The organism is Vibrio sp. Vb0304, from assembly GCF_033338995.1.
In the GTDB taxonomy this organism is placed as follows: domain Bacteria; phylum Pseudomonadota; class Gammaproteobacteria; order Enterobacterales; family Vibrionaceae; genus Vibrio; species Vibrio alginolyticus.
This window is the reverse complement of record NZ_JAWOTT010000023.1, coordinates 17,415-39,213: the sequence shown is the minus strand read 5'-3', so window position 1 is coordinate 39,213 and position 21,799 is coordinate 17,415. Positions and strand designations below refer to the sequence as shown.

The window sequence follows — 21,799 nt, the reverse complement described above, 5'->3', positions numbered from 1 at the left end:
TAAAATAACCGTGCTCGGCATAAGGTCGCCTATTGTACCATGAGTGTACGCGGTATGTTCACATTCCGTGGTACTGGAAGCTTGATAATTATAATGGAATGTCATGAAGAAATTAGCGCTAATTTTGAGTCTTTTAGCCAGTTGCTCAGTATGGGCCCAAGGTAATATTGAGGCTGGTAAAGCAAAATCACAAACCTGTGTCGCCTGTCACGGAGCAGATGGCAACAGTGCAATAACAACGTACCCGAAACTCGCAGGCCAACACGCTAAGTATCTTGAGAAGCAGTTAAAAGAACTTAAGCTAGGCATGACAAGTGGTGGTAAACAAGGTCGTTACGATCCTGTAATGAGTGGTATGGCAATGCCACTGAGCGATGAAGATATCGCAGACCTATCTGCTTACTACGCTTCGCTACCAGTTTCAGAAAACTCAACACCTGAAGATGTAGTAGCAAAAGGCAAAACGCTTTATACCGCTGGTGATGCCGAGCGTGGCCTAACCGCATGTATTGCATGTCATGGTCCTCGTGGCAATGGTACTGAGCTTTCAGGTTTCCCGAAAATTTCTGGTCAGCATGCTGACTACATCAAAGCTCAGCTAGAAAAATTCCGTGATGGCGACCGTGGCAATGATATGAATGCCATGATGCGCGACATCGCGAAGAAAATGACAGACGAAGATATCGAAGTGCTGTCTAAATACGTTGGCGGTCTGCACTAATATACCTAAATCGCTCAAGATCCTGCATCTTGAGCTGGTTGGGTAGATGTCCCTACATCGTTCGAGCAACTTGTACAAAAATGCCCTAGTGAATCCACTAGGGCATTTTTGTTCGTGACAGATATCACAGTCGAGTTTGGATGCGAAAGCGATAGTTGGCTCGGCAGTTTGTGAGACATTTGCCATACTTGATGTTGGCTTTTTCTTGTTAGTGTTTTTAAGTTTTTGATTAAATGATAATTTTGATTTTTTAGAAAAATAGGCGGATTATTTTTTCAACCCATTACTTGTGAGCATAACGGGATGGCGTAAAGTAGAAGTCGTTCACAGGGAGTGAATGTAAGGATTTAAGACCACGGTTTAGGTCTCCAAGGATGTAGCTCGGATGCTTGGTGATTTAGAAAGGGATTTAGATAGGTAGGGAGCCTATCAGATAAGGATGGTCATCTCGTCTGACGGTTAAGACAGTGAAACGGATCAGGCACAGGAAGTTGCTCAGTAGACAGGAAGTAAACGGATAGCCAAAATTCATCAGGAAGATGAAAAACAACTCTTTTTGGCAGGGAAAGCTCTAAAAACAAAGGGATCATTGGTGCACCAAATGTGTGCAACACAGTTTCGCCAATTGATGGCACTTAGAAAGCGACAGTCTGACTGTCGCTTTTTTTATATCCGTTGACTTGCTCAGTCGTAACTTGAATTGATATTACTGCACTTATTTAGCTTTATAGGTTGTAAACAAAGTTTTTTAACAAAAATTGCTGAAAAAATACTCAACAACACTCCAATCCGAGTTCACTTTCTGGTATGTTTCGCATCCCTGTTTGAGGAAGTCAGCATGCATACCTGTCCTTTATGCCAAAATCAGCGCACTCACCATTATTTTGAAGATAAGCGTCGTGAATATCTTCAATGTGAGCAGTGCAGCTTGGTATTCGTAAATCCAGACCAACGTTTGGATGCGGAAAGCGAAAAAGCTCACTATGATTTGCATGAGAACAACCCCGATGATTTGGGTTACCGACGCTTTTTGTCGCGTATTACTGACCCGATCACAGAGCGAATTTCTCCACAATCAAATGGTATCGACTTTGGTTGTGGTCCTGGCCCAACGCTCTCCTTGATGCTGGAAGAGGCGGGGCACAACATGGCGTTGTACGATCTCTACTACCACCCTGATACGTCGGTTTTAGAAAAAACGTACGACTTCATGACAGCAACAGAGGTGATAGAGCACCTCTACCACCCAGATTTGGTGTGGAAGCAATGGTTGAATTTAGTTAAGCCAGGGGGCTGGATAGGCCTGATGACGAAAATGGTCATCGACGTGGAGGCTTTCAAATCATGGCATTATAAGAACGATCTCACTCACGTAGTGTTCTTTAGTCGTGACACGTTCCAGTTCCTAGCAGAGCGGGATAAGCTCGAACTCGAATTTATTGGTAATGATGTAATTTTACTGAGGAAACCCCAGTAATGAGCCGTAGTAAAAAATCTAGAAAACCGGGTGCCGCTGGTGCACCTGAGTTTGTTGTAACTCGTAACCGTACAGAATCTGATGTGGAAGGCCGCTTACGCAAGCGTGCTAAAAAGCGTAAAGGTCTGAAAACGGGTAACCGTAACTCAGAAGTTAACGAGCAGAAAAAGCAAGCTGCTGCACAAAATCGCGACCCGCGCTTAGGCAGCAAAAAGAAAATACCTCTGATTGTTGAACCTGCGAAGAAAATGACGAAGCAAGAGCGTCGTTTGTCGGCAGAGCAAGAACTAGAGATGCTAGAAAATGACGCGCAATTGAACGTGTTGCTAGACCGTATTGAAGCGGGTGAAAACCTGGGCACAGGTCTACAGAAATTCGTCGATGAGAAACTCGATCGCATTGAGAAGCTAATGGACCAACTAGGTTTGTTGGAACCTGAAGAAGAGGAAGACTTCACTGCACCTGCTGAGAAAAGCACGCGCAACGATGATGACTTGCTGGCAGATTTCGACGACATTAATTTCGACGACTATAAAGGATAATTAAGCTATGAATGTAACCTTATTAGCTATTGCTGGTGTTGTGATTATCATCGCACTCGCTTCTTATGCAGGTTACCTTCTGCTTCAATTGAAAAAGCAAAAGGAATTGCAGCTGAAGCATCAAAAATTGGCGATAGACAAACGTAACGCCAACATTTTTGAGAATGTGCATACCTTGTGTCAGGCGGGCATTCAAGGGCAGTGCGATTTATCTGAAATCAGTATCCGTGTGTATAACATCATGGATTATGTACAAGGTGAAGACCGCGTTGATTTCGATAAAACGTACCCTGCGATTTCTGAGCTTTACCACATAGTGAAAGATATGGCGCGTGGCGAAGAACGCCAACAACTTGCCAAGAAAGAGCGTATGCAACAGAACTTGACGCGTCATAAAGCGGAAAGCCGCCTCACTGATGCGATTATTGAGGAGCTCAAAGTGTTGCAGAAAAACGTCCAGCCACTGAATAATCAAATCAATATTCAGATGATTTAAGCGCGACCCCCAATAGTCTCCTTATGGCTAATGGGGGTATCGTGATCACGCTAGCACTTCTTTAGTTTTATACTTAAAAAGCCAGTCGGCGTTGCCACGCTTGTCATCGTCGTATGGCAAAATAGCGGCTCTGAATATCGGGTGACGGCTTTCGTTGCCCTAGCATTTAACGGAAAGTACCACCATGTCGAATCAACACACTGAATCGAAACAGCAAATCGTCTGGGATCAAGCGGTATTGGATAAGTACAACTATTCCGGGCCTCGTTATACGTCATACCCAACGGCGCTGGAGTTTCATGAAGCGTTCACCATTTCTGATTATGATATGGCATGCACTCAATACCCAGAACGCCCATTATCGCTGTACGTACACATTCCGTTCTGTCACAAGCTTTGTTACTACTGTGGATGTAATAAAGTCATTACGCGCCACTCGCACAAAGCGGATGAATACCTTGACGTGCTTGAACACGAAATTCGTCAACGTGCTGCATTACTTGTTGGTCGCACCGTGACGCAATTGCATTTTGGTGGTGGTACACCGACGTTTCTCTCTGAAAAGCAAATCACGCGTGTAATGAGCCTGCTACGCCAAGAGTTTACTTTTAGTAGCGATGCTGAAATCAGTATCGAGGTTGACCCGCGTGAAATCGAGCTGACCATGCTGGATCATCTGCGTAGTGAAGGCTTCAATCGCTTGAGCATCGGTGTGCAGGACTTCAACAAAGAAGTGCAAAAACTGGTGAATCGTGAGCAAGATGAAGAGTTCATCGTTGCGATGGTTGCGCGCGCAAAAGAGTTAGGCTTTCGTTCGACGAACCTAGATTTGATTTACGGTTTACCGAAGCAGACCAAAGAATCTTTTGCCAAGACTCTAGAACAAGTGCTAGAGATGCAGCCGGGCCGTCTATCCGTGTTTAACTACGCGCACATGCCACAGCTATTTGCAGCGCAGCGTAAGATTAAAGACGAAGACCTGCCAAAAGCAGAGGAGAAGATGGCGATTCTGCAAGACACCATCGCGACACTGACTGGTGCTGGCTACCAATTTATCGGTATGGACCACTTTGCTTTGCCGGACGATGAACTTGCTGTTGCCCAGCGCGAAGGTATTTTGCATCGCAATTTCCAAGGCTACACCACACAAGGTGAATGTGACTTGGTTGGCTTTGGTGTTTCTGCAATCTCGATGATCGGCGATGCGTACGCGCAAAACCAGAAAGAGCTGAAGAAATACTACGCTCAAGTCAACGAACTTCGTCACGCTCTATGGAAAGGGGTCTCGCTGGACTCTGATGATTTGCTCCGTCGTGAAGTGATTAAGCAGCTGATTTGTAACTTCAAGTTAGACAAGAAAGCCATTGAGTCTGAGTTTAAAGTGAAGTTTGATCAGTACTTTAAAGAAGACTTACAGCTACTTCAGACCTTCATCAACGATGAGCTGGTGGAAGTGGATGACAATGAAATTCGTGTGACGCTGCGAGGTCGTTTGCTGATCCGTAATATTTGTATGAGCTTCGATAAGTACCTGCGAGCGAAGGCGCGTCAGCAACAATTCTCTCGTGTTATTTAATCCGAGATACAGATTCAAGATATAAAAAATGCCAGCAGATGCTGGCATTTTTTTATGTTTTCGCTGGATTTAAGCGCGATCTTTTACTTTTTCTTTCAGTTCCGCTTTTTCTGCTTCTGAAAGGAACGCAATCTCAAGGCCATTGATTTGCGCTTGGCGAATCTGGTCTTGGCTCAGACCAGCGGCTGGTGCCGCTACTTCGTATTCGTATGGCAGTTCGATACCTTCAACCGCTGGATCGTCAGTGTTAAGACACGCAAGAACGCCATGCTCTAGGAACTGCTTGAGAGGGTGGTTTTCTAGCGTTTCTACCGTACTTGTTTGGTAGTTTGACGTCAGGCAAGATTCAATACCAATGCGGTTTTCTGCTAGGTAATCCATCAGTTTTGGATCGTGAATCGCTTTTACGCCGTGACCGATACGAGTTGCGCCTAGCTCATTGATTGCTTGCCACATGCTCTCTGCACCTGCTGCTTCACCAGCATGGACCGTTACCCCAAGGCCAGCATCGCGTACTTGCTTGAAGTGAGACACAAAGCGATCACCCGGTTGGCCTAGCTCGTCACCCGCAAGGTCGACGGCAACGATGTGATCTTTCTGGCTCAGAATGCCGTCCAGTTCTTGTTGACATGCGTCAGTACCAAATGTACGACTCATGATACCGATCAGGTTGGCTTTCACGCCAAAATCGCGCATACCCGCTTGCACACCGTCCACGACGGCTTCAACAACCCCCGCTACTGGTAGTTTGTGTTTCATCGCCATGTAGTAAGGAGAGAAACGCAGCTCTGCGTAATCGATTTGTGCGTTTAGCGCGTCTTCTACGTTTTCGTACGCGACACGACGACACGCATCTAGATCGCCCAGTACAGCAACACCCCAGTCGAGCTTAGAAAGGAAAGCAACAAGAGAGGGTTCCGCTTCGACAATTTGAACGTGAGGAGTGAGAGACTCAATATCGTACGCTGGTAGGGTAATGCCAAACTTTTGGCCTAGCTCAAGAATCGTTTTAGTACGAATGTTACCGTCGAGGTGACGGTGCAAATCAGTAAGAGGAAGGTTCTTCGTTATCATTTTGTCGATCCGGATAGTTATGAACTGGAACAGGGCCCAAACATCATCTGTGACAATACATGGGTAAGATTTGCAGTTAAGTATAAATAACAGTTGGGTAGATTGTCAGTAGAGGATGACTAGGAAATCAACGATTCTCGCTCTTTTCTACTTCATGTTCACCAAATGTGTTGGCCATTCTTCTAGTGGCATAGGGCGGCTGTAGTAGAAGCCTTGCACCTGATTACAGCCTAAAGAGCGCAGTAATTGTGCTTGATTGCTATCCTCGACACCTTCCGCGACGACATTAGTTTTGAGACCTGCTGTGATATTGATGACGGCAGCGACGACTGAACTGTTTAAGTTTTCTTGTGTGAGTTGATTGATGAAGGTGCGATCAATCTTCAAGCAAGTAAACGGTAGAGAGTGGAGGTAACCCAGTGATGAGTAACCAGTGCCAAAGTCATCTATCGCGATACCAATACCCATTTCACGCAGTTTAGTCATGTTTTCTAGTGTGGTCGGTGCGCTATCAATGACGCGTGATTCTGTGATCTCTAGTGTGAGGTTACTTGCTGGTAATTTCGTGATATCCAATACGCTTGTCACCGTATCGACAAAACTTGGGCAAGATAGTTGATTAACGGAGATATTCACATGCAGTTGGAAGTCCGACGGCCACTGTTTGCTTTCGATCGCTTGGTAAGTGTCGCGACAAGCTTGTAACAGAATCTGTTGGCCAATGGCTTTGATCATGCCGCTTTCTTCCGCGATTGGAATAAAATCTAATGGTGACACCATACCTGAGTCGCTATGCCAACGCGCAAGTGCTTCGGCGCCACACACTGTGCCACTGACGAGATCCACAATCGGTTGGTAATGAGGAATAAACTCTCGGTTTTCAATGCCAGTTTGGATCTTGGTCAGCATTTGCGTACGAAACTTTGAAGCGCTCGCTAGTTCTGGGCTGTAGTGACAAACACCAGTCAGTGAGTCTTGTTTGGCGTAACTTAATGCGATGCTGGCGTTGCGTAACCATAAAGGCATGGTTTCGTTTGGCTGGGTTTGTACAATACCAAGTGAAATCTTCATCACTACATTCTCGCCTTCCACCATAAATGGGGTGGAAAAGAGTTGCTGTAATCGACGCTCGGTTTGTTTAATTTTGGTTTCTGTGTCGACATTTGAGAGAAATACCGCGAATTCGTCACCACCAATCCGAGCCAATAATGCGTTGTCACGAAACTGCTGTTTTAACCTTTCAGCGATGCTGACCAACAACTGGTCGCCGTTGTGATGACCCACACTGTCGTTGATATCTCTAAATTTGTTGATGCCAAGTAAAAATAAACTGCCGTGACAAAGATCAGACTGATTTTCACAGATTTCGACCAAACCCTGACGGCTATATAAGCGTGTTAGAGAGTCATAAACCAACTGTTCACGCAATGCTTTGAATGAAGCTCTTAGATTGTTCGCCATTTCATTAAAAGCATGGACCAGTACGGTTGTCTCATACACATAACCAGGCTTTGGCATGCCGCTATCCCAATCCCCATTTGCCAGGTGCTGAGCGGCGGCGGCCGTCGCGTTAATTGGTCTGGTAACTCGGTTGAAAATGATCCAACTGATGGCGATACCAAATAGGCTTACAATAATGCCAACGAGCCAGCTCTCTTGCTGGCTTTTTGGTAACAGGCCGAGAAGCTCAGACTCCGAAATGGAGGTGCCGATAAACCATGTTAAGCCGTCTTGGTCTCGATACGGGGTTAGCCGACTGAAAATACGTTGGCCATCATGTTCAAATGAAAAAGTATAAGGTTGCTTGGTGTTGTTGAGATCGAAAGACCGGACTCGGCTCGCACTGATTTTGATGATCGGGTCTGCGTTTTCAGCGGCAAGCAAACGCTGCCCTTTATCCGAAAATTTTGTGCCCCATGAGATGACGCTTCCCGGGCCTGAGTGAGCGATTAAACGATGATCTGGGTCCATGATGTAGACCGACGCTTTAGTGTTGTATTTTAACTCGCGCAGGAATTCGTTGAATGTATTGATACGAATGTCTGTCACCAAAACACCAGCAAATTGGTCGTGTTTGTACACCGGCGTCATGGCTGATAGCGTAATATCCTGGCGTTCATCAGCATTGGTATAAATTTCAGACCAAGTGGCGTTTTGGCTCTCTGCAACGGGCTTATACCATGGGCGAGTGCGAGGATCGTATTGGGAGATAACCGTTCGAATGTTGTTACTCACATGGTTGGTTCCATAAATAACCAGATCACCATCGGTGTGGCGATCTTGCACCATTAAGGTGTAATCGTCGGAAAGTTCGCGGCGAAAGCCTGCAAAGTCGCCGTTTTCTGAACCAAATGCGATTACATCCAACTGCGGTATCGATTGGTAAAGATTTTTGAATGCACTTAGCAGGTAGTTTTGAATGTCTGAGGTATCGTGAGGGCGATAAAGGTTGTGATAGCTGACGTTGTGCGCGAGAGCCATAACCGCAGTAAAAGGCTTACGTAGATAGCTATTGAGGTGGTCGTGGACACTTTCGGTTAACACGGAAAGTTGCTTGTCACTGATATCCGTGACCACTTCTTCGTAACTTTGTTTTTGGACGTAGACAATGACACCGATCGCCAGTAAGAAGATCATGACAAATGGAATCAGAACAGCAGTACGCAGTGTAATTTGAGTCGTAGCAGTAGACATCGCCTAATCACATAGATGGTGGTGCGCCACAATTGTACTGATGTTTTTATTAATATCGAGTGACAAACGACGCTCGTTGTTAACGCACCACGTAAGTGATTGTCAGTACAATTCTTTTAATTTTCTGGTGAGTGTATTTCGCCCCCAGCCTAATACTTTAGCGGCATCTTGCTTATGACCTTTAGTGTGCTCTAAGGCTGCTTCTAATAAAATGCGTTCAAATTCTGGTAAAGCGTAAGAAAGTAGTTCTTTATCTCCTGCTGCGAGTGAATGCCGTGCCCAATCCGCCAATTGTTCTTGCCAACTACCATGTGCAGAGTCTGAAATGGATTTTTTCTCTTCTAGTAGTTCGCTTGGCAAGTCATTTGGTAACACCTCGCTACCACTGGCCATAACGGTTAACCAACGGCAAATATTCTCTAATTGACGCACGTTGCCAGGCCAATCAAGGCGGTTAAGAATCTCTACAGTCGACGGGTGGAGAGTTTTTGTTTCCACACCAAGCTCATCAGCCGCACGGATAAGAAAATGCTGTGTAAGCTTTTCAATGTCTTGCTTACGCTCACGCAGTGCCGGGATCTGAACGCGAATCACGTTTAAGCGATGAAATAGGTCCTCACGAAAGTCACCTTCGTGCACCAGCTTTTCTAAGTTCTGGTGTGTTGCCGCGACAATTCGTACATCGACACTGATCGGAGAGTGACCGCCCACTCGATAAAACTGCCCGTCAGCTAGAACGCGTAGTAAACGAGTTTGAATGTCCAATGGCATGTCGCCGATTTCGTCTAAAAATAGAGTGCCGCCATTGGCTTGTTCGAATCGTCCTTGACGAACATTGTTTGCCCCCGTAAACGCGCCTTTTTCGTGGCCAAACAGTTCTGATTCAATCAAGTCTTTGGGAATCGCCGCCATATTGAGCGCAATGAAAGGTTTGTTAGCACGTGGACTGTGACGGTGCAGTGCATGAGCAACGAGTTCTTTACCCGTGCCCGATTCACCGTTAATCAAGACTGAAATAGAGGAGCGAGAAAGACGACCAATGGCGCGAAACACCTCTTGCATCGCTGGTGCTTCACCGATAATTTCAGGCGTTTCTGCTGGAATGTCTTCTGGAGAGAGCTGCTCGCGTTTGTTTTCGTGGCTGTGTGCAATGGCTCGTTCAACCAGAGTTAAAGTTTCATCAATATCAAAAGGTTTTGGTAAATATTCAAAAGCACCTTTTTGGTACGCATTCACTGCCGCATCTAAATCTGAATGCGCGGTCATGATAATCACGGGAAGGTCTGGGTAATCGCGCTGTACTTGCTTTAGTAGCTCCAACCCATCAATACCTGGCATGCGAATGTCTGATACTAGAACATCCGGCACTTCGCGTTCGAGCGCCATTAACACGCTTTCTCCATCGGCATAGGTTTCACATTTGATGTTGGCAGAGGAGAGCGTTTTCTCCATTACCCAGCGAATTGAACTGTCGTCATCAACGACCCAAACATATCCTTTACTCATGTAGTAATCCTTGCAGCAAACCGAAAAACTGACGCGACTTGAAGTCCATTAGCGCACTCAGATCGGCAGATAAATAGTAAATGTTGTGTGACCAGGCCAGCTTTCTACGTCTATTTTTCCATTGTGCTGGTCGATCAAATTTTGCGAAATAGATAGCCCTAATCCAGTTCCTCCCTCGCGGCCACTGACCATGGGATAGAACAGCGTGTCTTGTAGTTCCGGTGGAATACCTGGGCCGTTGTCTGTGATTTCGACACGAGCAGCGAGTTTACAGCGTTTGCCGTGAATATTGGCTTGATGCACCGTTCTGGTGCGAATGGTTATTTTCCCGTGTTCTTGATGGCTAAGAATTTGTGCGGCGTTGCTGACGATATTAAGCATTGCCTGCTCGATTTGGTCTGTATCCATCAAAATCTCTGGCAAGCTTGGGTCATAATCTCGTTCAATGATGATTGAGCGTTGTGACTCTAATTCAACCAGTTGGCGAACCTTTTCAAGGATTTGGTGCAGATTCTCTTGTGTCTTCTTACCTGGCTTTTGCGGTCCTAGTAATCGATCCACGAGCGCCCTTAAACGGTCTGCTTGCTCAATGATGATGTGTGTATATTCGGTGAGAGAGGGCTCTGGCAGCATTTTTTCTAGCAATTGCGCCGCACCGCGTAAGCCGCCAAGCGGATTTTTAATCTCATGTGCAAGCCCTCGGACTAACAGCTTCGCTGCTTGTTGTTGGGCGTGTTGGTTCAGTTCTTGAGAGAGTCGGCGCTGCTGATCAATTTTGCGCATCTCGACCAGAAGCATCAACTGCTTTTGCCAAGTGATAGGGCTAACCGTCACCTCTAGCATTAAAGGGCGGCCATCAACAACGAAAGTGACGTCACTGTCGGTGATGCTTTGGCCACTTTGCAACGGTTGAGTGAGCAGCGCGAGATCCAGCGACGCATGCTGAATCAATTGAGAAAGTGATTGTTCAATAATTCGTTTGGCGCTTTGAGAAAACAGCAATTCGGCAGCCGGATTGGCATAACGGATGGCCAATCCATCATCAAGAATCAGCGTTGCTGTCACCATATTGTTGAGAATGGCACTAGGAAGACTGGTATCCACATTACGTCCTTGTTTTGCTTTAAGATTGTGCGATGCACAATAATGGTGCAATTGAACGTTAAGTATGGCGAATAAATCTTAGAAGAAAAAGTGAAAAGCATCGCTGTGATGTGATTTTTTTCACCAGATATTCTATTTTGCCCCTTTTACGGTCGGCTTAACACTTGCTCTATGTAAATGCACCGTTATAGGGCTAGTAGATGCAATAAGCTTGCCGCTTCTTTTCGCGTGCACAGCAAGTGTGTGAGTGCCTCGGTCAATATTGTTCAACTGCCACACTATATGGTTTTGTGGTGCACCATAAGGTTTTCCATCGAGTAACAATTGCAATTGCTCACCGATACCAAGCTTGCGATTGGTTTCTAATTGAATATTGATGATGCCTCGATTGCTGCGGATGGTCTCGTTGTGCTTGGGAGCCAGCATCGAGAGTTGTAATGGGAGAGGCTTCTCGGTTGTTTTATCTGGCTTGTTTTGTGATGCAGTAGATGGCGTAGTCTGAGGTGCGAGCGATTCAGTACTTTCTACCTCAGGAGCTGGTGCGCTGGCTTCAAGGTTTGGCAGTGCGATCGCTTTTGCTCCTTTGTTTGGCGTATCGCTAAAGTGAACCACGCCATTTTCATCTACCCACGTATACGCGACCTGCGCGAAGGCGATAGAGGCGATTAACAATCCGCTGAGTGCACACAGTGATGGAATAAGCTGAACTTTCATTGCTCACCTTCTCTTGTTCGATGATTTCACGTTTCAATGGCTTAGCTCTTTGACCTGTAAGGAAAAATTCTAAGCGTATTTTTATTATCCCCTCATGTTAAACGTCGAAGCTTGAGTGGCGAATACAAAAAAGGCCCGCCTGCGAGGCGAGCCTAATATTTTATTGCTGTGTTTACACTTTACACAGTGTCGACCTTACACAGAGTAGTAAAGTTCGAACTCAACAGGGTGAGTTGTCATGTTCACACGCTCTACGTCCTGAGACTTAAGGTCGATGTATGAATCGATGAAGTCGTCAGAGAATACGCCGCCCGCTGTTAAGAACTCACGATCAGCATCTAGCTCTGCTAGCGCGTCTTTTAGTGAGTATGCAACAGTTGGGATTTCTGCTGCTTCTTCAGCTGGAAGATCGTAAAGGTCTTTATCCATCGCTTCGCCTGGGTGGATCTTATTCTTGATACCGTCAAGACCAGCCATAAGCATTGCTGCGAAACATAGGTATGGGTTCGCCGCTGGGTCACCGAAACGAACTTCGATACGACGTGCTTTCGGGCTTGGTACCACTGGGATACGGATTGAAGCAGAGCGGTTACGCGCTGAGTAAGCTAGCATTACTGGTGCTTCGAAGCCTGGTACAAGACGTTTGTACGAGTTGGTTGATGGGTTAGCGAATGCGTTGATTGCACGAGCGTGTTTGATGATACCACCGATGTAGTAAAGCGCCATTTCAGATAGACCGCCGTACTTGTCACCAGCAAATAGGTTTACGCCATCTTTAGCTAGAGACTGGTGAACGTGCATACCGCTGCCGTTGTCGCCAACAAGTGGTTTAGGCATAAACGTCGCTGTTTTACCAAACGCGTGAGCAACGTTGTGTACAACGTACTTATAGATTTGGATTTCGTCAGCTTTGGTTGTTAGCGTGTTGAAACGAGTTGCGATTTCGTTTTGACCCGCCGTTGCCACTTCGTGGTGGTGCGCTTCAACAACAAGACCCATTTCTTCCATTACTAGACACATAGCAGAACGGATGTCTTGAGATGAATCTACTGGAGCTACTGGGAAGTAACCACCTTTAACGCCTGGACGGTGACCTTTGTTACCTTCTTCGTAGTCAGAACCTGTGTTCCATGCCGCTTCTACGTCGTCGATTTTGAAGAAAGAGCCTGACATGTCTGTCGAGAACTTCACGTCATCAAATAGGAAGAATTCTGGCTCAGGACCGATAAGTACAGTATCTGCAACACCTGTAGAACGCATGAAGTCTTCAGCGCGTTTTGCGATAGAGCGTGGGTCACGGTCGTAGCCTTGCATTGTTGCAGGCTCTAAGATGTCACAACGGATATTTAGTGTTGCGTCTTCCGTGAATGGGTCAAGCACAGCAGAAGATGCGTCAGGCATCATTACCATGTCTGATTCGTTGATACCTTTCCAGCCAGCAACTGATGAACCATCGAACATTTTACCTTCTTCGAAGAAGTCTGCGTCGATTTGGTGAGCAGGGATCGAAATGTGCTGCTCTTTACCTTTTGTATCAGTGAAGCGTAGGTCAACAAACTTAACTTCGTTTTCTTGGATCAGCGATAGAACGTTTTCTACTGACATCTTGGATAACCTCCAGTGTTAATAAGCGGTAAAAGCTCGATTTATGAATTATTCATGAAACCTGGCATTGATTAATCAATTTGACTTTTCATTAATCGATGCTGTTTTAACTTAAGCCAAAACCGTGCCAAAAAAAATATTCCATTAATTTCAAGCAATTGTGTTTTTGAATGCTAGTTTGGTGCACTTGCTTGCACCAAAATGATCTTTGCTTGCACTATTATGGTGCCAAAAATCATTGTTGCACCATAATGTGACAGGTACATTGCGTATTCAGCCCAGTTTTTGAGCAAGAGTCAATTTGAATTATGCATCGATTAGAATAAAGTTGCGTTTAATCAATTCGTTCTGAGGAAGAAAATGGGCATTAAGCGTAAAAATCGCAGAAATGCTCGGGAGTAGATCACATATTTCTAGGCTTTTTGCTAAAATCTGGTACATTATGGCCGTTTTTTTAATCAGCAAATGTCGCCAGAGAGCACCCGTTCTCAGCGTGGGGGCATTTCATCTATCTAAGTGAATCAATATCCATGGCTACTCCACAGATTGATAAATTAAGAAATATCGCGATCATCGCGCACGTTGACCACGGTAAAACCACGTTGGTTGACAAGCTGCTACAACAATCAGGCACGCTTGAGTCTCGCGGTGAAGCTGAAGAGCGAGTCATGGACTCGAACGACATCGAGAAAGAGCGCGGTATTACCATTCTTGCTAAAAACACAGCAATCGACTGGAACGATTACCGTATCAACATCGTAGATACTCCGGGACACGCGGACTTCGGTGGTGAAGTTGAGCGTATCATGTCGATGGTAGACTCAGTACTACTTATCGTTGACGCAGTCGATGGTCCAATGCCTCAAACGCGTTTCGTAACACAAAAAGCGTTTGCTCACGGTCTAAAACCAATCGTTGTAATCAACAAGATTGACCGCCCTGGTGCACGTCCTGATTGGGTTATGGACCAAGTGTTCGATCTATTCGACAACCTAGGTGCAACTGATGACCAGCTAGACTTTAAAGTAGTTTACGCATCAGCACTTAACGGCTGGGCTTCTCTAGAAGAAGGCGAAACTGGCGAGAATATGGAACCACTATTCCAAACTATCGTTGATGTTGTTGACGCGCCAAATGTTGACCTTGATGGTCCACTACAGATGCAAGTTTCTCAGCTAGACTACAGCTCTTACGTTGGTGTTATCGGCGTGGCTCGCGTAACTCGTGGTAGCGTTAAGCCAAACCAGCAGGTAACCATTATTGGTGCTGACGGTAAAACTCGCAACGGTAAAGTGGGTACAGTAATGGGCTACCTTGGCCTAGAGCGTCACGAAGTGGAACAAGCTAACGCGGGTGATATCATCGCAATCACTGGTCTTGGCGAGCTGAAAATTTCTGACACTATCTGTGCACAAAACGCAGTAGAAGCATTACCACCATTGTCTGTTGATGAACCAACAGTAACAATGACGTTCCAAGTAAACACGTCTCCATTCGCGGGTAAAGAAGGTAAGTTCGTAACGTCACGTAACATCCTTGAGCGTCTTGAGAAGGAATTGGTACACAACGTTGCACTACGCGTTGAGCAAACAGACGATCCAGATAAATTCCGCGTATCAGGTCGTGGTGAACTTCACCTTTCTATCCTGATCGAAAACATGCGTCGTGAAGGCTTTGAGCTTGCGGTATCTCGTCCAGAAGTAATCATCAAAGAAGAGGATGGTCAGTTGATGGAACCGTTCGAAACGGTAACTATCGACGTAATGGAAGAGCACCAAGGCGGCATCATGGAGAACATCGGCCTACGTAAAGGTGAGCTGAAAGACATGTCTCCAGACGGTAAAGGTCGTGTGCGTATGGACTTCGTTATGCCATCACGTGGTCTGATCGGTTTCCAAACGGAATTCATGACACTGACTTCAGGTTCAGGTCTTCTTTACCATACGTTTGATCACTACGGCCCTCACAAAGGCGGTAACATCGGTCAACGTGTAAACGGTGTACTAATCGCGAACGCGATGGGTAAAGCGCTAACTAACGCACTGTTCAACCTTCAAGAGCGTGGTCGTCTATTTATCGGTCACGGTGTTGAAGTTTACGAAGGTATGGTTATCGGTATTCACAGCCGTGACAACGACCTAACGGTAAACGCACTGAAAGGTAAGCAGCTAACCAACGTTCGTGCATCTGGTACAGATGACGCACAGGTTCTTACTCCGCCTATCAAGATGACTCTTGAGCAAGCACTAGAATTCATCGATGACGACGAGCTAGTAGAAGTAACGCCTGAAAGCATCCGTATCCGTAAGAAGTTCCTAACGGAAAGCGACCGTAAGCGTGCTTCTCGTGGCGCGAAATAATTTTCGTTAAGCGATTCAATTAAGAAGAAGCCTCGAGTTATGCTCGGGGCTTTTTGTTTTCTGGAGTTGAATATGAACCCGATTATTATCACCGGTGGGCCTGGTGCGGGAAAAACAACACTGCTGAATGCGCTAGACGCGTGTGGTTATGCCACGTTTCCTGAAGGGTCTCGCGACTTGATTGAGCAGCAAAGCCAGTTAGAAAATGGTATTTTGCCGTGGACGAATTTACCTGAGTTTGCCAAGTTATGCCTTGGGTTGATGGACAAACAAAAGAGTGATGCGCGTTGTCATGATGTTGCGTTTGTTGATCGCGCCATCCCCGACATCATTGCATACCTACAAGTGGGCGGCTGTAAGGTTGACCAAGCTTTCTTAACCGAAAGCGCTGGGTACCATAGTCAGGTGTTTACTTGTCGACCTGAAGCATCCATTTACGTACAAGATGAAGTGCGTCCGCACAGCTTTGAAGAAGCATTGGAGATTCATCAGTCGTTAGTGAGTGTCTATACTGAGTTGGGTTATGAAGTGGTAGAAGTGCCATGGGGAACTGTGCCAGAGAGGGTAGGCTTTGTTCGAAGAGTCATCGGTTTACTCGGTAAGGTCGCCGACTAAAACCTCCTCACTTGGAGGAGGTCTAAATCATTTACTTTTGATTGAGCTTTTGTAGGAATTTATCGGACTCTGCAATCGCTTCGTTCATTTGTTTGATCGCAAACTGAATGTCCTTCTCTAAGCTAGAGAACTCACCTTGCAAAGAACCAATCGCACTGGCGTTAAGGTTGTGTTTTAAGTACAACGTGTTGTCACGCAGCGTGTCCAGTACCGGTGTCATCTTTTTCTCTGCACGCTTCATAGCGCTAAGCATGGTTTTGTACGAGGCTTTGGTTTCACGTAGCTTTTGCTCGCTTGAACGACGCAGTTTCGCACTCGAGTACAGCTCTAGCTCATCTTGCCACTCATCAAACAGTGCGCCGGATACGTCTTCAATCGCAGCAATACGGTCACGTACGTCTTGAGCCGCTTTTTCGCTATCTTCGTATTTGTCATTGATGTTGTTGTAGACATTTTCTAGCTCACCACCATCAAAGTTGGTGATCGCAGACAAGGCTTCAAGTGCACTGGTGAATTCTTCTTGTGCATCTTGTTGAGATTCTTTGGCATCTTCGACGCGGTCGACCATAATATCTCGTTTATGATACCCAACCTGCTCCATTGCTGAGTAATAAGCAGATTGACACCCTGTTAAAGTGAAAATTGATAGTACAATTGCTAATAAATAAGGCATTCTTATGTCCTCGGCGCTAATTATGGGATGAACTATGAACCAGTTATCAGAGAGTTACAAGGCGAGATTAATCAATCTACTGCCAAGTTGCGTCGCGTTTTTTAAGTATCTTCTTAAGCGATTAACGCATGACCGTGTGAATGTGAACGCGGGCTATCTTGCCTACATTACCTTGTTATCCATCGTGCCAATGCTGACGGTATTGTTATCAATATTGTCGAAATTTCCCGTTTTTGCGAACGTTGGTGAGGTGCTGCAAGGCTACATTATTGAGAATTTTGTGCCAGCTTCTGGAGAAGCTGTACATACGGCATTACAGGAATTTGTGGCGAATACGGGCAAAATGAGCGCGGTTGGCGGTGGGTTTTTATTCATCGCAGCGGTCATGCTGATTTCCAACATTGATAAGAACTTAAACTACATTTGGCGAGTTAAAGACAAGCGCCGTTTAGTCTTTTCATTCTCTATGTATTGGATGGTACTCACGTTAGGGCCGATCATGGTCGGTGCGAGTATTGCGGCGACGTCGTACGTGACTTCGCTGCAAATTTTAGAGAACGAGACATTATCTGGTGCGTTTAATTTATTTCTGCGTTGGCTACCGTTGTTGCTGTCCTTTTTTGCTTTTCTTGGCTTGTATATTCTAGTGCCGAATAAAAAAGTACACCTCGCTCATGGTGCCATGGGGGCAGCAGTCGCCGCGATACTGTTCGAGTTGAGTAAAAAAGGCTTTGCGCTTTACATCACTCAGTTTCCGTCTTATCAGCTCATCTACGGCGCGTTAGCGGCGATTCCTATCTTATTTGTTTGGGTGTATTTATGCTGGATGATCGTGTTATTGGGGGCGGAAGTTACGGCTGCGCTTGGTGAGCGAGAGCACTGGAGTGAAGATTTAGACATGATACACTCGACCGCTGAATCTCAGTTAACAGATGAAGGAAGCGAGAGTAGTGATAGCGCTAATTCAACGAGTCAGTGAAGCAGCCGTCCGCGTGGATGGTGAAGTCGTAGGAGAAATTGATCGTGGTCTGCTGGTCTTATTGGGCGTAGAGAAGGACGACGATGAAGCTAAAGCAAAGCGTTTAATGGAGCGTGTTACAACCTACCGTGTGTTCGAAGATGACGAAGGCAAGATGAACCTGAACGTTAAACAGGTGGAAGGTAAAGTGCTGGTGGTTTCTCAATTTACGCTGCCTGCGGATACAAAAAAAGGCACGCGAGCTGGCTTTTCTCGCGGTGCGCATCCTGTGGATGCAGAGCGCTTGTATGATTACTTTTCTGACTTGTGTGAAGAAGTCTTACCCACACAGCGTGGCCGCTTCGCTGCCGATATGAAGGTGTCTTTGGTGAATGACGGTCCAGTGACGTTTTGGTTGCAGGTCTAATCTGGTAACACAGGCGCCATAGTCTAAGCTTTAACTCCAAGCTCATGGAATTGGCTTGGAGTAATTTTTCCGACACTGATTAGTGTTGTGCTTTCAAAGGATTGATATGTTCAAACTCATTACTCCCAAAACCGATAATCAGATAAACAAGTATTATCAGTTTCGCTGGCAACTGCTTCGTGAGCCATGGCGTATGCCGATCGGCTCAGAGCGCGATGAATACGACGAAATGAGTCATCACCGGATGATTGTTGATGGTCGAGGTCGTCCTATGGCGATTGGCCGTTTATACATTACGCCGGACAATGATGGCCAGATCCGCTATATGGCGGTTAAAAATAATCGCCGTAGCAAGGGGATGGGTTCGCTGGTTTTGGTTGCACTAGAGTCGTTAGCGCGCCAAGAAGGAGCGAAACGCTTGGTGTGTAATGCCCGTGAAGATGCCATCGCCTTTTATGAAAAAAATGGCTTTGAGCGTCGAGGCGAGCTGACCGATGAGCGTGGCCCTGTGCGCCATCAGCAAATGGTGAAGCAACTGGATCCGATGGCCAATGTGTTACGTCGCCCTGAATGGTGTACTGAGCTTCAACAGCGCTGGGAGCAACAAATCCCAATTAGCGACAAAATGGGGATCAAAATTAACCAGTACACGGGTTACCAGTTTGAATGCTGTGCGCAGCTTAATCCTAACCTTAATCCCCATAACACCATGTTCGCCGGGTCAGCTTTTACCTTAGCAACCCTGACAGGGTGGGGGATGACGTGGTTGCTGCTTAAAGAGCGTGGGCTGCACGGTGATATTGTGTTGGCCGACAGCTCTATTCGTTATCGTCAACCAGTCGAACAAAACCCCGTGGCGAGTACTTCGTTGGATGGGATCAGTGGTGACCTAGACCGATTGGAGTCGGGACGCAAAGCACGCATCGTTATTCACGTAGTGATTTATAGTGGTGACACGCCAGCTGTGGATTTTGTCGGTACCTATATGCTGATACCGAACTACTCGCAGTTACTCAGTTGCTGATGGGGGAAGCGCCGACTGATCTGCTGGGCGCTTATCTGTTTCACCTTCTTGCTCTGTCGGTGAGAGGGTTTGTTCTTCTGCTGCGAAATGCGTGTCGGGTACTTCATCTTCTTCGATAATTTCTTCGTAAAGCTCTTCCTCTTGAGTCTCCAAATTGATGTTATCAATCACGATTGGCTGCTCGATGGAAGGATCATTTTTCTGTGGAGTCTCAATATCAGTAGGCTCGGCCAGTTTTGATGCGTTCACGCACTCATTACGGTGGGTTTCACCACTTAGTAGATCGCCTTCAATGTTTCCGCACGACTCTTCCAATTGATAAGTAATGCCACTTAGCGGGTTGTTGGCCATATCAAATGTTCCCCAAACCTTACCACTTATGGCTTTTCCTGAAATTGTGACCGGCTTTATGGCAACTTCCCCTCGCTGCGCGCTTAAACGCAGTGGACTTAAGGTAATGGCTTTGAGCGAATGATCCGCTTGGGACTTCAAGCGGGTATCTCGGAGATTGGCTTCCACTTCACCCGATAAGCTGTAGGCCAGCATGTTGCGATCACCTGATAACCCTTGTAGATCGAGGCTGAGATCGGAAAAACCATCAATAGCCAGTGTGTCGGGTAAAAAATAATCGTGGAAGAGCGATAAGGGAATACCATCAGCATTGACGTTGAGCGCCCAAGGTTGGCTCGGGGTACTCAAATCTATTTGTCCGATGCCTTCTACGTAGCCTTGCTTGAGTGGCGCAAAAAGGCGAGTCAATTGCCAAAAGCCATCTTTGCTTTGCATGGCAAGTGCTGCGTGAGACGTGAGTATTTGGTCATAGCTGGCGTTGACAACGCTGACTTCCAATTCGCCTTGCCAAAGGCCCCAACGTTGAGCAGACTGTTTAATATCAAGCTGTTGCCCTTCGATATTTAAACCGGAAAGTTGCCAATAAGGTTCGTGAGATAGCTGGATAATTTGGCTGCGCTCAATGTCGAGTCGTTCGATTGCAACATGCTCTAACTCGCTGGTGGCGGCGTGCCACCAATTTAGGTTGTCTTCTGGCTGTGTTGCCCACTTGAGGCCTTGAATAGAGGCTTCTTTGAGCTTCCATTGTGTTGGCGTGAACAATCCAGAAACTTGCACTCGACCTTGCTGCCAATCTAAGCTGAGCTCGTTGAGCTGGATTGTTCCTGGCTCGATAGCGGCACTCAAACGTGGCTCTATTGCGGTTTGCTGCTGGAATCGAACGCTATCCGCCTGCAATGACACTTGAGCTTTTGTCTTCCAGAGAGACCGTGGCAGTATGGCGTTTTCCACAGAAAGATCCAAGTTCTGCCAGTGCCAGTCGCCCCATTCAATATCGGCGTTAAGCAAATCTAAGCTATTAATATGATTAATGTTAAATGGTAGATCGTGCCAAGGTTTTGCAAGCAGTGATTGGCGCTGCGTATTATTCAGTTTCAGCTTGTTGATGGTCACATTTACTAAAGACCAGCCTTGAGGATACTGCTCCCCTTGCCCAGATATTTGACTGTTACGCCAGTTAAAAGAGGTGCCATAAAGCGTACTGTCTTGCGGTTTGTAGTCTATATCGACTAAGACTTGATTAAAGGCTTCGCCATTCCAATAGAGTTGGTCAGCTGCAAGTTGAACTTCGCCATATGGTATTAATTGACCATTCCATTGTGGTGATTGAATTTGAAGGTCAATGCCATTGGCAGAGAACTGCTCGTCGGCGTAATCAATATTTTTGAGCGCGATTTGATGGAATAAAACGTTATCTAAAGGTGGGAGCTTTGGTGCGCCATACTGCAAGCTCATACCATCAATCAATAAACTATCAACGATCCATTTACCATTGCGATAAACATCGGGATTCATCCATAAATCGACTTGCTCGATGTAAGACGCATCGTCTCCGCTGGTGTTCACGCGTTGTAAAGTTAGGTGATAGGGAAAGCCATAACGCACGCTTTCGGCCCGGAAGGGAAGAGAAAAGGTGTTTGACAGCAAGCGCCAGGTTGCGTCCGCGTAAGATGTTGTTAGCAGCGCAATCGTAGCGGCTGGAATGGCAACTAAGATAACCAGTAACAGAAGTAGAACTCGACGCGCTGTTTTCATCTTTGCTAGAACCTACGTGTGTTATGAAATAAAACTAGATAGGCTTTAGCTTGTATCAATATTCTGTGGTATTCAATAAAAAGCCCCTCAAAAGAGGGGCTTGAAGCAATTTTTGTAACTTGGCCTA

The 21,799-nt window shown here is 46.1% G+C and carries 18 protein-coding genes; 10 read left to right on the top strand and 8 right to left on the bottom strand.

Annotation, left to right across the window (positions count from 1 at the left end):
* The first annotated feature begins 103 nt into the window (after positions 1-103).
* The 5 genes from R7P35_RS19940 to hemN all read left to right on the top strand — a co-directional run bounded on the left by R7P35_RS19940 (position 104) and on the right by hemN (position 4,812).
* Complete coding sequence (locus R7P35_RS19940) at positions 104-721, top strand: c-type cytochrome (protein WP_005379248.1); 618 nt, start codon at positions 104-106, stop codon at positions 719-721.
* An 838-nt stretch (positions 722-1,559) separates the two neighbouring features.
* Positions 1,560-2,198 carry a class I SAM-dependent methyltransferase gene (locus tag R7P35_RS19935; RefSeq protein WP_017821951.1) on the top strand — a complete coding sequence of 213 codons (639 nt, stop codon included), beginning with the start codon at positions 1,560-1,562 and terminating at the stop codon, positions 2,196-2,198.
* The gene (gene yihI / locus R7P35_RS19930) at positions 2,198-2,740 is read left to right on the top strand and encodes a Der GTPase-activating protein YihI (RefSeq protein ID WP_005379252.1); all 543 of its coding nucleotides are present in this window, start codon (positions 2,198-2,200) and stop codon (positions 2,738-2,740) included. Before R7P35_RS19935 ends, yihI begins: the two co-directional genes overlap by 1 nt.
* Before the next feature lie 7 nt (positions 2,741-2,747).
* On the top strand, positions 2,748-3,236 hold the full coding sequence (locus tag R7P35_RS19925) for a DUF2489 domain-containing protein (RefSeq protein ID WP_005379254.1): 489 nt from the start codon (positions 2,748-2,750) through the stop codon (positions 3,234-3,236).
* A 184-nt stretch (positions 3,237-3,420) separates the two neighbouring features.
* Positions 3,421-4,812 carry an oxygen-independent coproporphyrinogen III oxidase gene (gene hemN, locus R7P35_RS19920; protein WP_017635016.1) on the top strand — a complete coding sequence of 464 codons (1,392 nt, stop codon included), beginning with the start codon at positions 3,421-3,423 and terminating at the stop codon, positions 4,810-4,812.
* 69 nt (positions 4,813-4,881) lie between these two features.
* On the opposite strand, the gene add is transcribed toward hemN, so the two are convergent.
* From add to glnA, 6 genes are all read right to left on the bottom strand, one after another.
* Positions 4,882-5,886 carry an adenosine deaminase gene (add, locus tag R7P35_RS19915; protein ID WP_172563432.1) on the bottom strand — a complete coding sequence of 335 codons (1,005 nt, stop codon included), beginning with the start codon at positions 5,884-5,886 and terminating at the stop codon, positions 4,882-4,884.
* A 147-nt stretch (positions 5,887-6,033) separates the two neighbouring features.
* Positions 6,034-8,580, bottom strand: a complete 2,547-nt coding sequence (locus R7P35_RS19910) for an EAL domain-containing protein (RefSeq protein WP_318092526.1) — start codon at positions 8,578-8,580, stop codon at positions 6,034-6,036.
* 102 nt (positions 8,581-8,682) lie between these two features.
* Positions 8,683-10,086, bottom strand: a complete 1,404-nt coding sequence (glnG, locus tag R7P35_RS19905) for a nitrogen regulation protein NR(I) (RefSeq protein WP_005379267.1) — start codon at positions 10,084-10,086, stop codon at positions 8,683-8,685.
* Between the two features lie 57 nt (positions 10,087-10,143).
* Positions 10,144-11,190 carry a nitrogen regulation protein NR(II) gene (gene glnL, locus R7P35_RS19900; RefSeq protein WP_017821940.1) on the bottom strand — a complete coding sequence of 349 codons (1,047 nt, stop codon included), beginning with the start codon at positions 11,188-11,190 and terminating at the stop codon, positions 10,144-10,146.
* Positions 11,191-11,322: 132 nt separating this feature from the next.
* On the bottom strand, positions 11,323-11,904 hold the full coding sequence (locus R7P35_RS19895) for a DUF4124 domain-containing protein (RefSeq protein ID WP_017635013.1): 582 nt from the start codon (positions 11,902-11,904) through the stop codon (positions 11,323-11,325).
* Between the two features lie 195 nt (positions 11,905-12,099).
* Positions 12,100-13,509 (bottom strand): glutamate--ammonia ligase, encoded by a 1,410-nt coding sequence (gene glnA, locus R7P35_RS19890; RefSeq protein ID WP_005379275.1) that lies wholly within the window; start codon positions 13,507-13,509, stop codon positions 12,100-12,102.
* A gap of 530 nt (positions 13,510-14,039) precedes the next feature.
* Between glnA and typA the strand changes: the two genes are divergently transcribed.
* Positions 14,040-15,869 (top strand): translational GTPase TypA, encoded by a 1,830-nt coding sequence (gene typA / locus R7P35_RS19885; RefSeq protein ID WP_005379276.1) that lies wholly within the window; start codon positions 14,040-14,042, stop codon positions 15,867-15,869.
* A gap of 72 nt (positions 15,870-15,941) precedes the next feature.
* Positions 15,942-16,484 carry an AAA family ATPase gene (locus tag R7P35_RS19880; RefSeq protein ID WP_065275007.1) on the top strand — a complete coding sequence of 181 codons (543 nt, stop codon included), beginning with the start codon at positions 15,942-15,944 and terminating at the stop codon, positions 16,482-16,484.
* Positions 16,485-16,515: 31 nt separating this feature from the next.
* Here the strand turns inward: R7P35_RS19880 and R7P35_RS19875 are convergent, their stop codons facing one another.
* On the bottom strand, positions 16,516-17,157 hold the full coding sequence (locus R7P35_RS19875) for a DUF2959 domain-containing protein (protein WP_005382972.1): 642 nt from the start codon (positions 17,155-17,157) through the stop codon (positions 16,516-16,518).
* Positions 17,158-17,191: 34 nt separating this feature from the next.
* Between R7P35_RS19875 and R7P35_RS19870 the strand changes: the two genes are divergently transcribed.
* From R7P35_RS19870 to R7P35_RS19860, 3 genes are all read left to right on the top strand, one after another.
* Entirely contained in the window at positions 17,192-18,136 is a 945-nt protein-coding gene (locus R7P35_RS19870; protein ID WP_005379281.1) for a virulence factor BrkB family protein, read from the top strand.
* Entirely contained in the window at positions 18,108-18,542 is a 435-nt protein-coding gene (gene dtd, locus R7P35_RS19865) for a D-aminoacyl-tRNA deacylase (protein WP_005379282.1), read from the top strand. Before R7P35_RS19870 ends, dtd begins: the two co-directional genes overlap by 29 nt.
* A gap of 106 nt (positions 18,543-18,648) precedes the next feature.
* Complete coding sequence (locus tag R7P35_RS19860; RefSeq protein ID WP_005379283.1) at positions 18,649-19,566, top strand: bifunctional GNAT family N-acetyltransferase/hotdog fold thioesterase; 918 nt, start codon at positions 18,649-18,651, stop codon at positions 19,564-19,566.
* On the opposite strand, the gene R7P35_RS19855 is transcribed toward R7P35_RS19860, so the two are convergent.
* On the bottom strand, positions 19,552-21,672 hold the full coding sequence (locus R7P35_RS19855) for an AsmA family protein (RefSeq protein WP_042522600.1): 2,121 nt from the start codon (positions 21,670-21,672) through the stop codon (positions 19,552-19,554). The two genes, R7P35_RS19860 and R7P35_RS19855, sit on opposite strands and share 15 nt — an antisense overlap.
* Positions 21,673-21,799 lie beyond the last annotated feature (127 nt).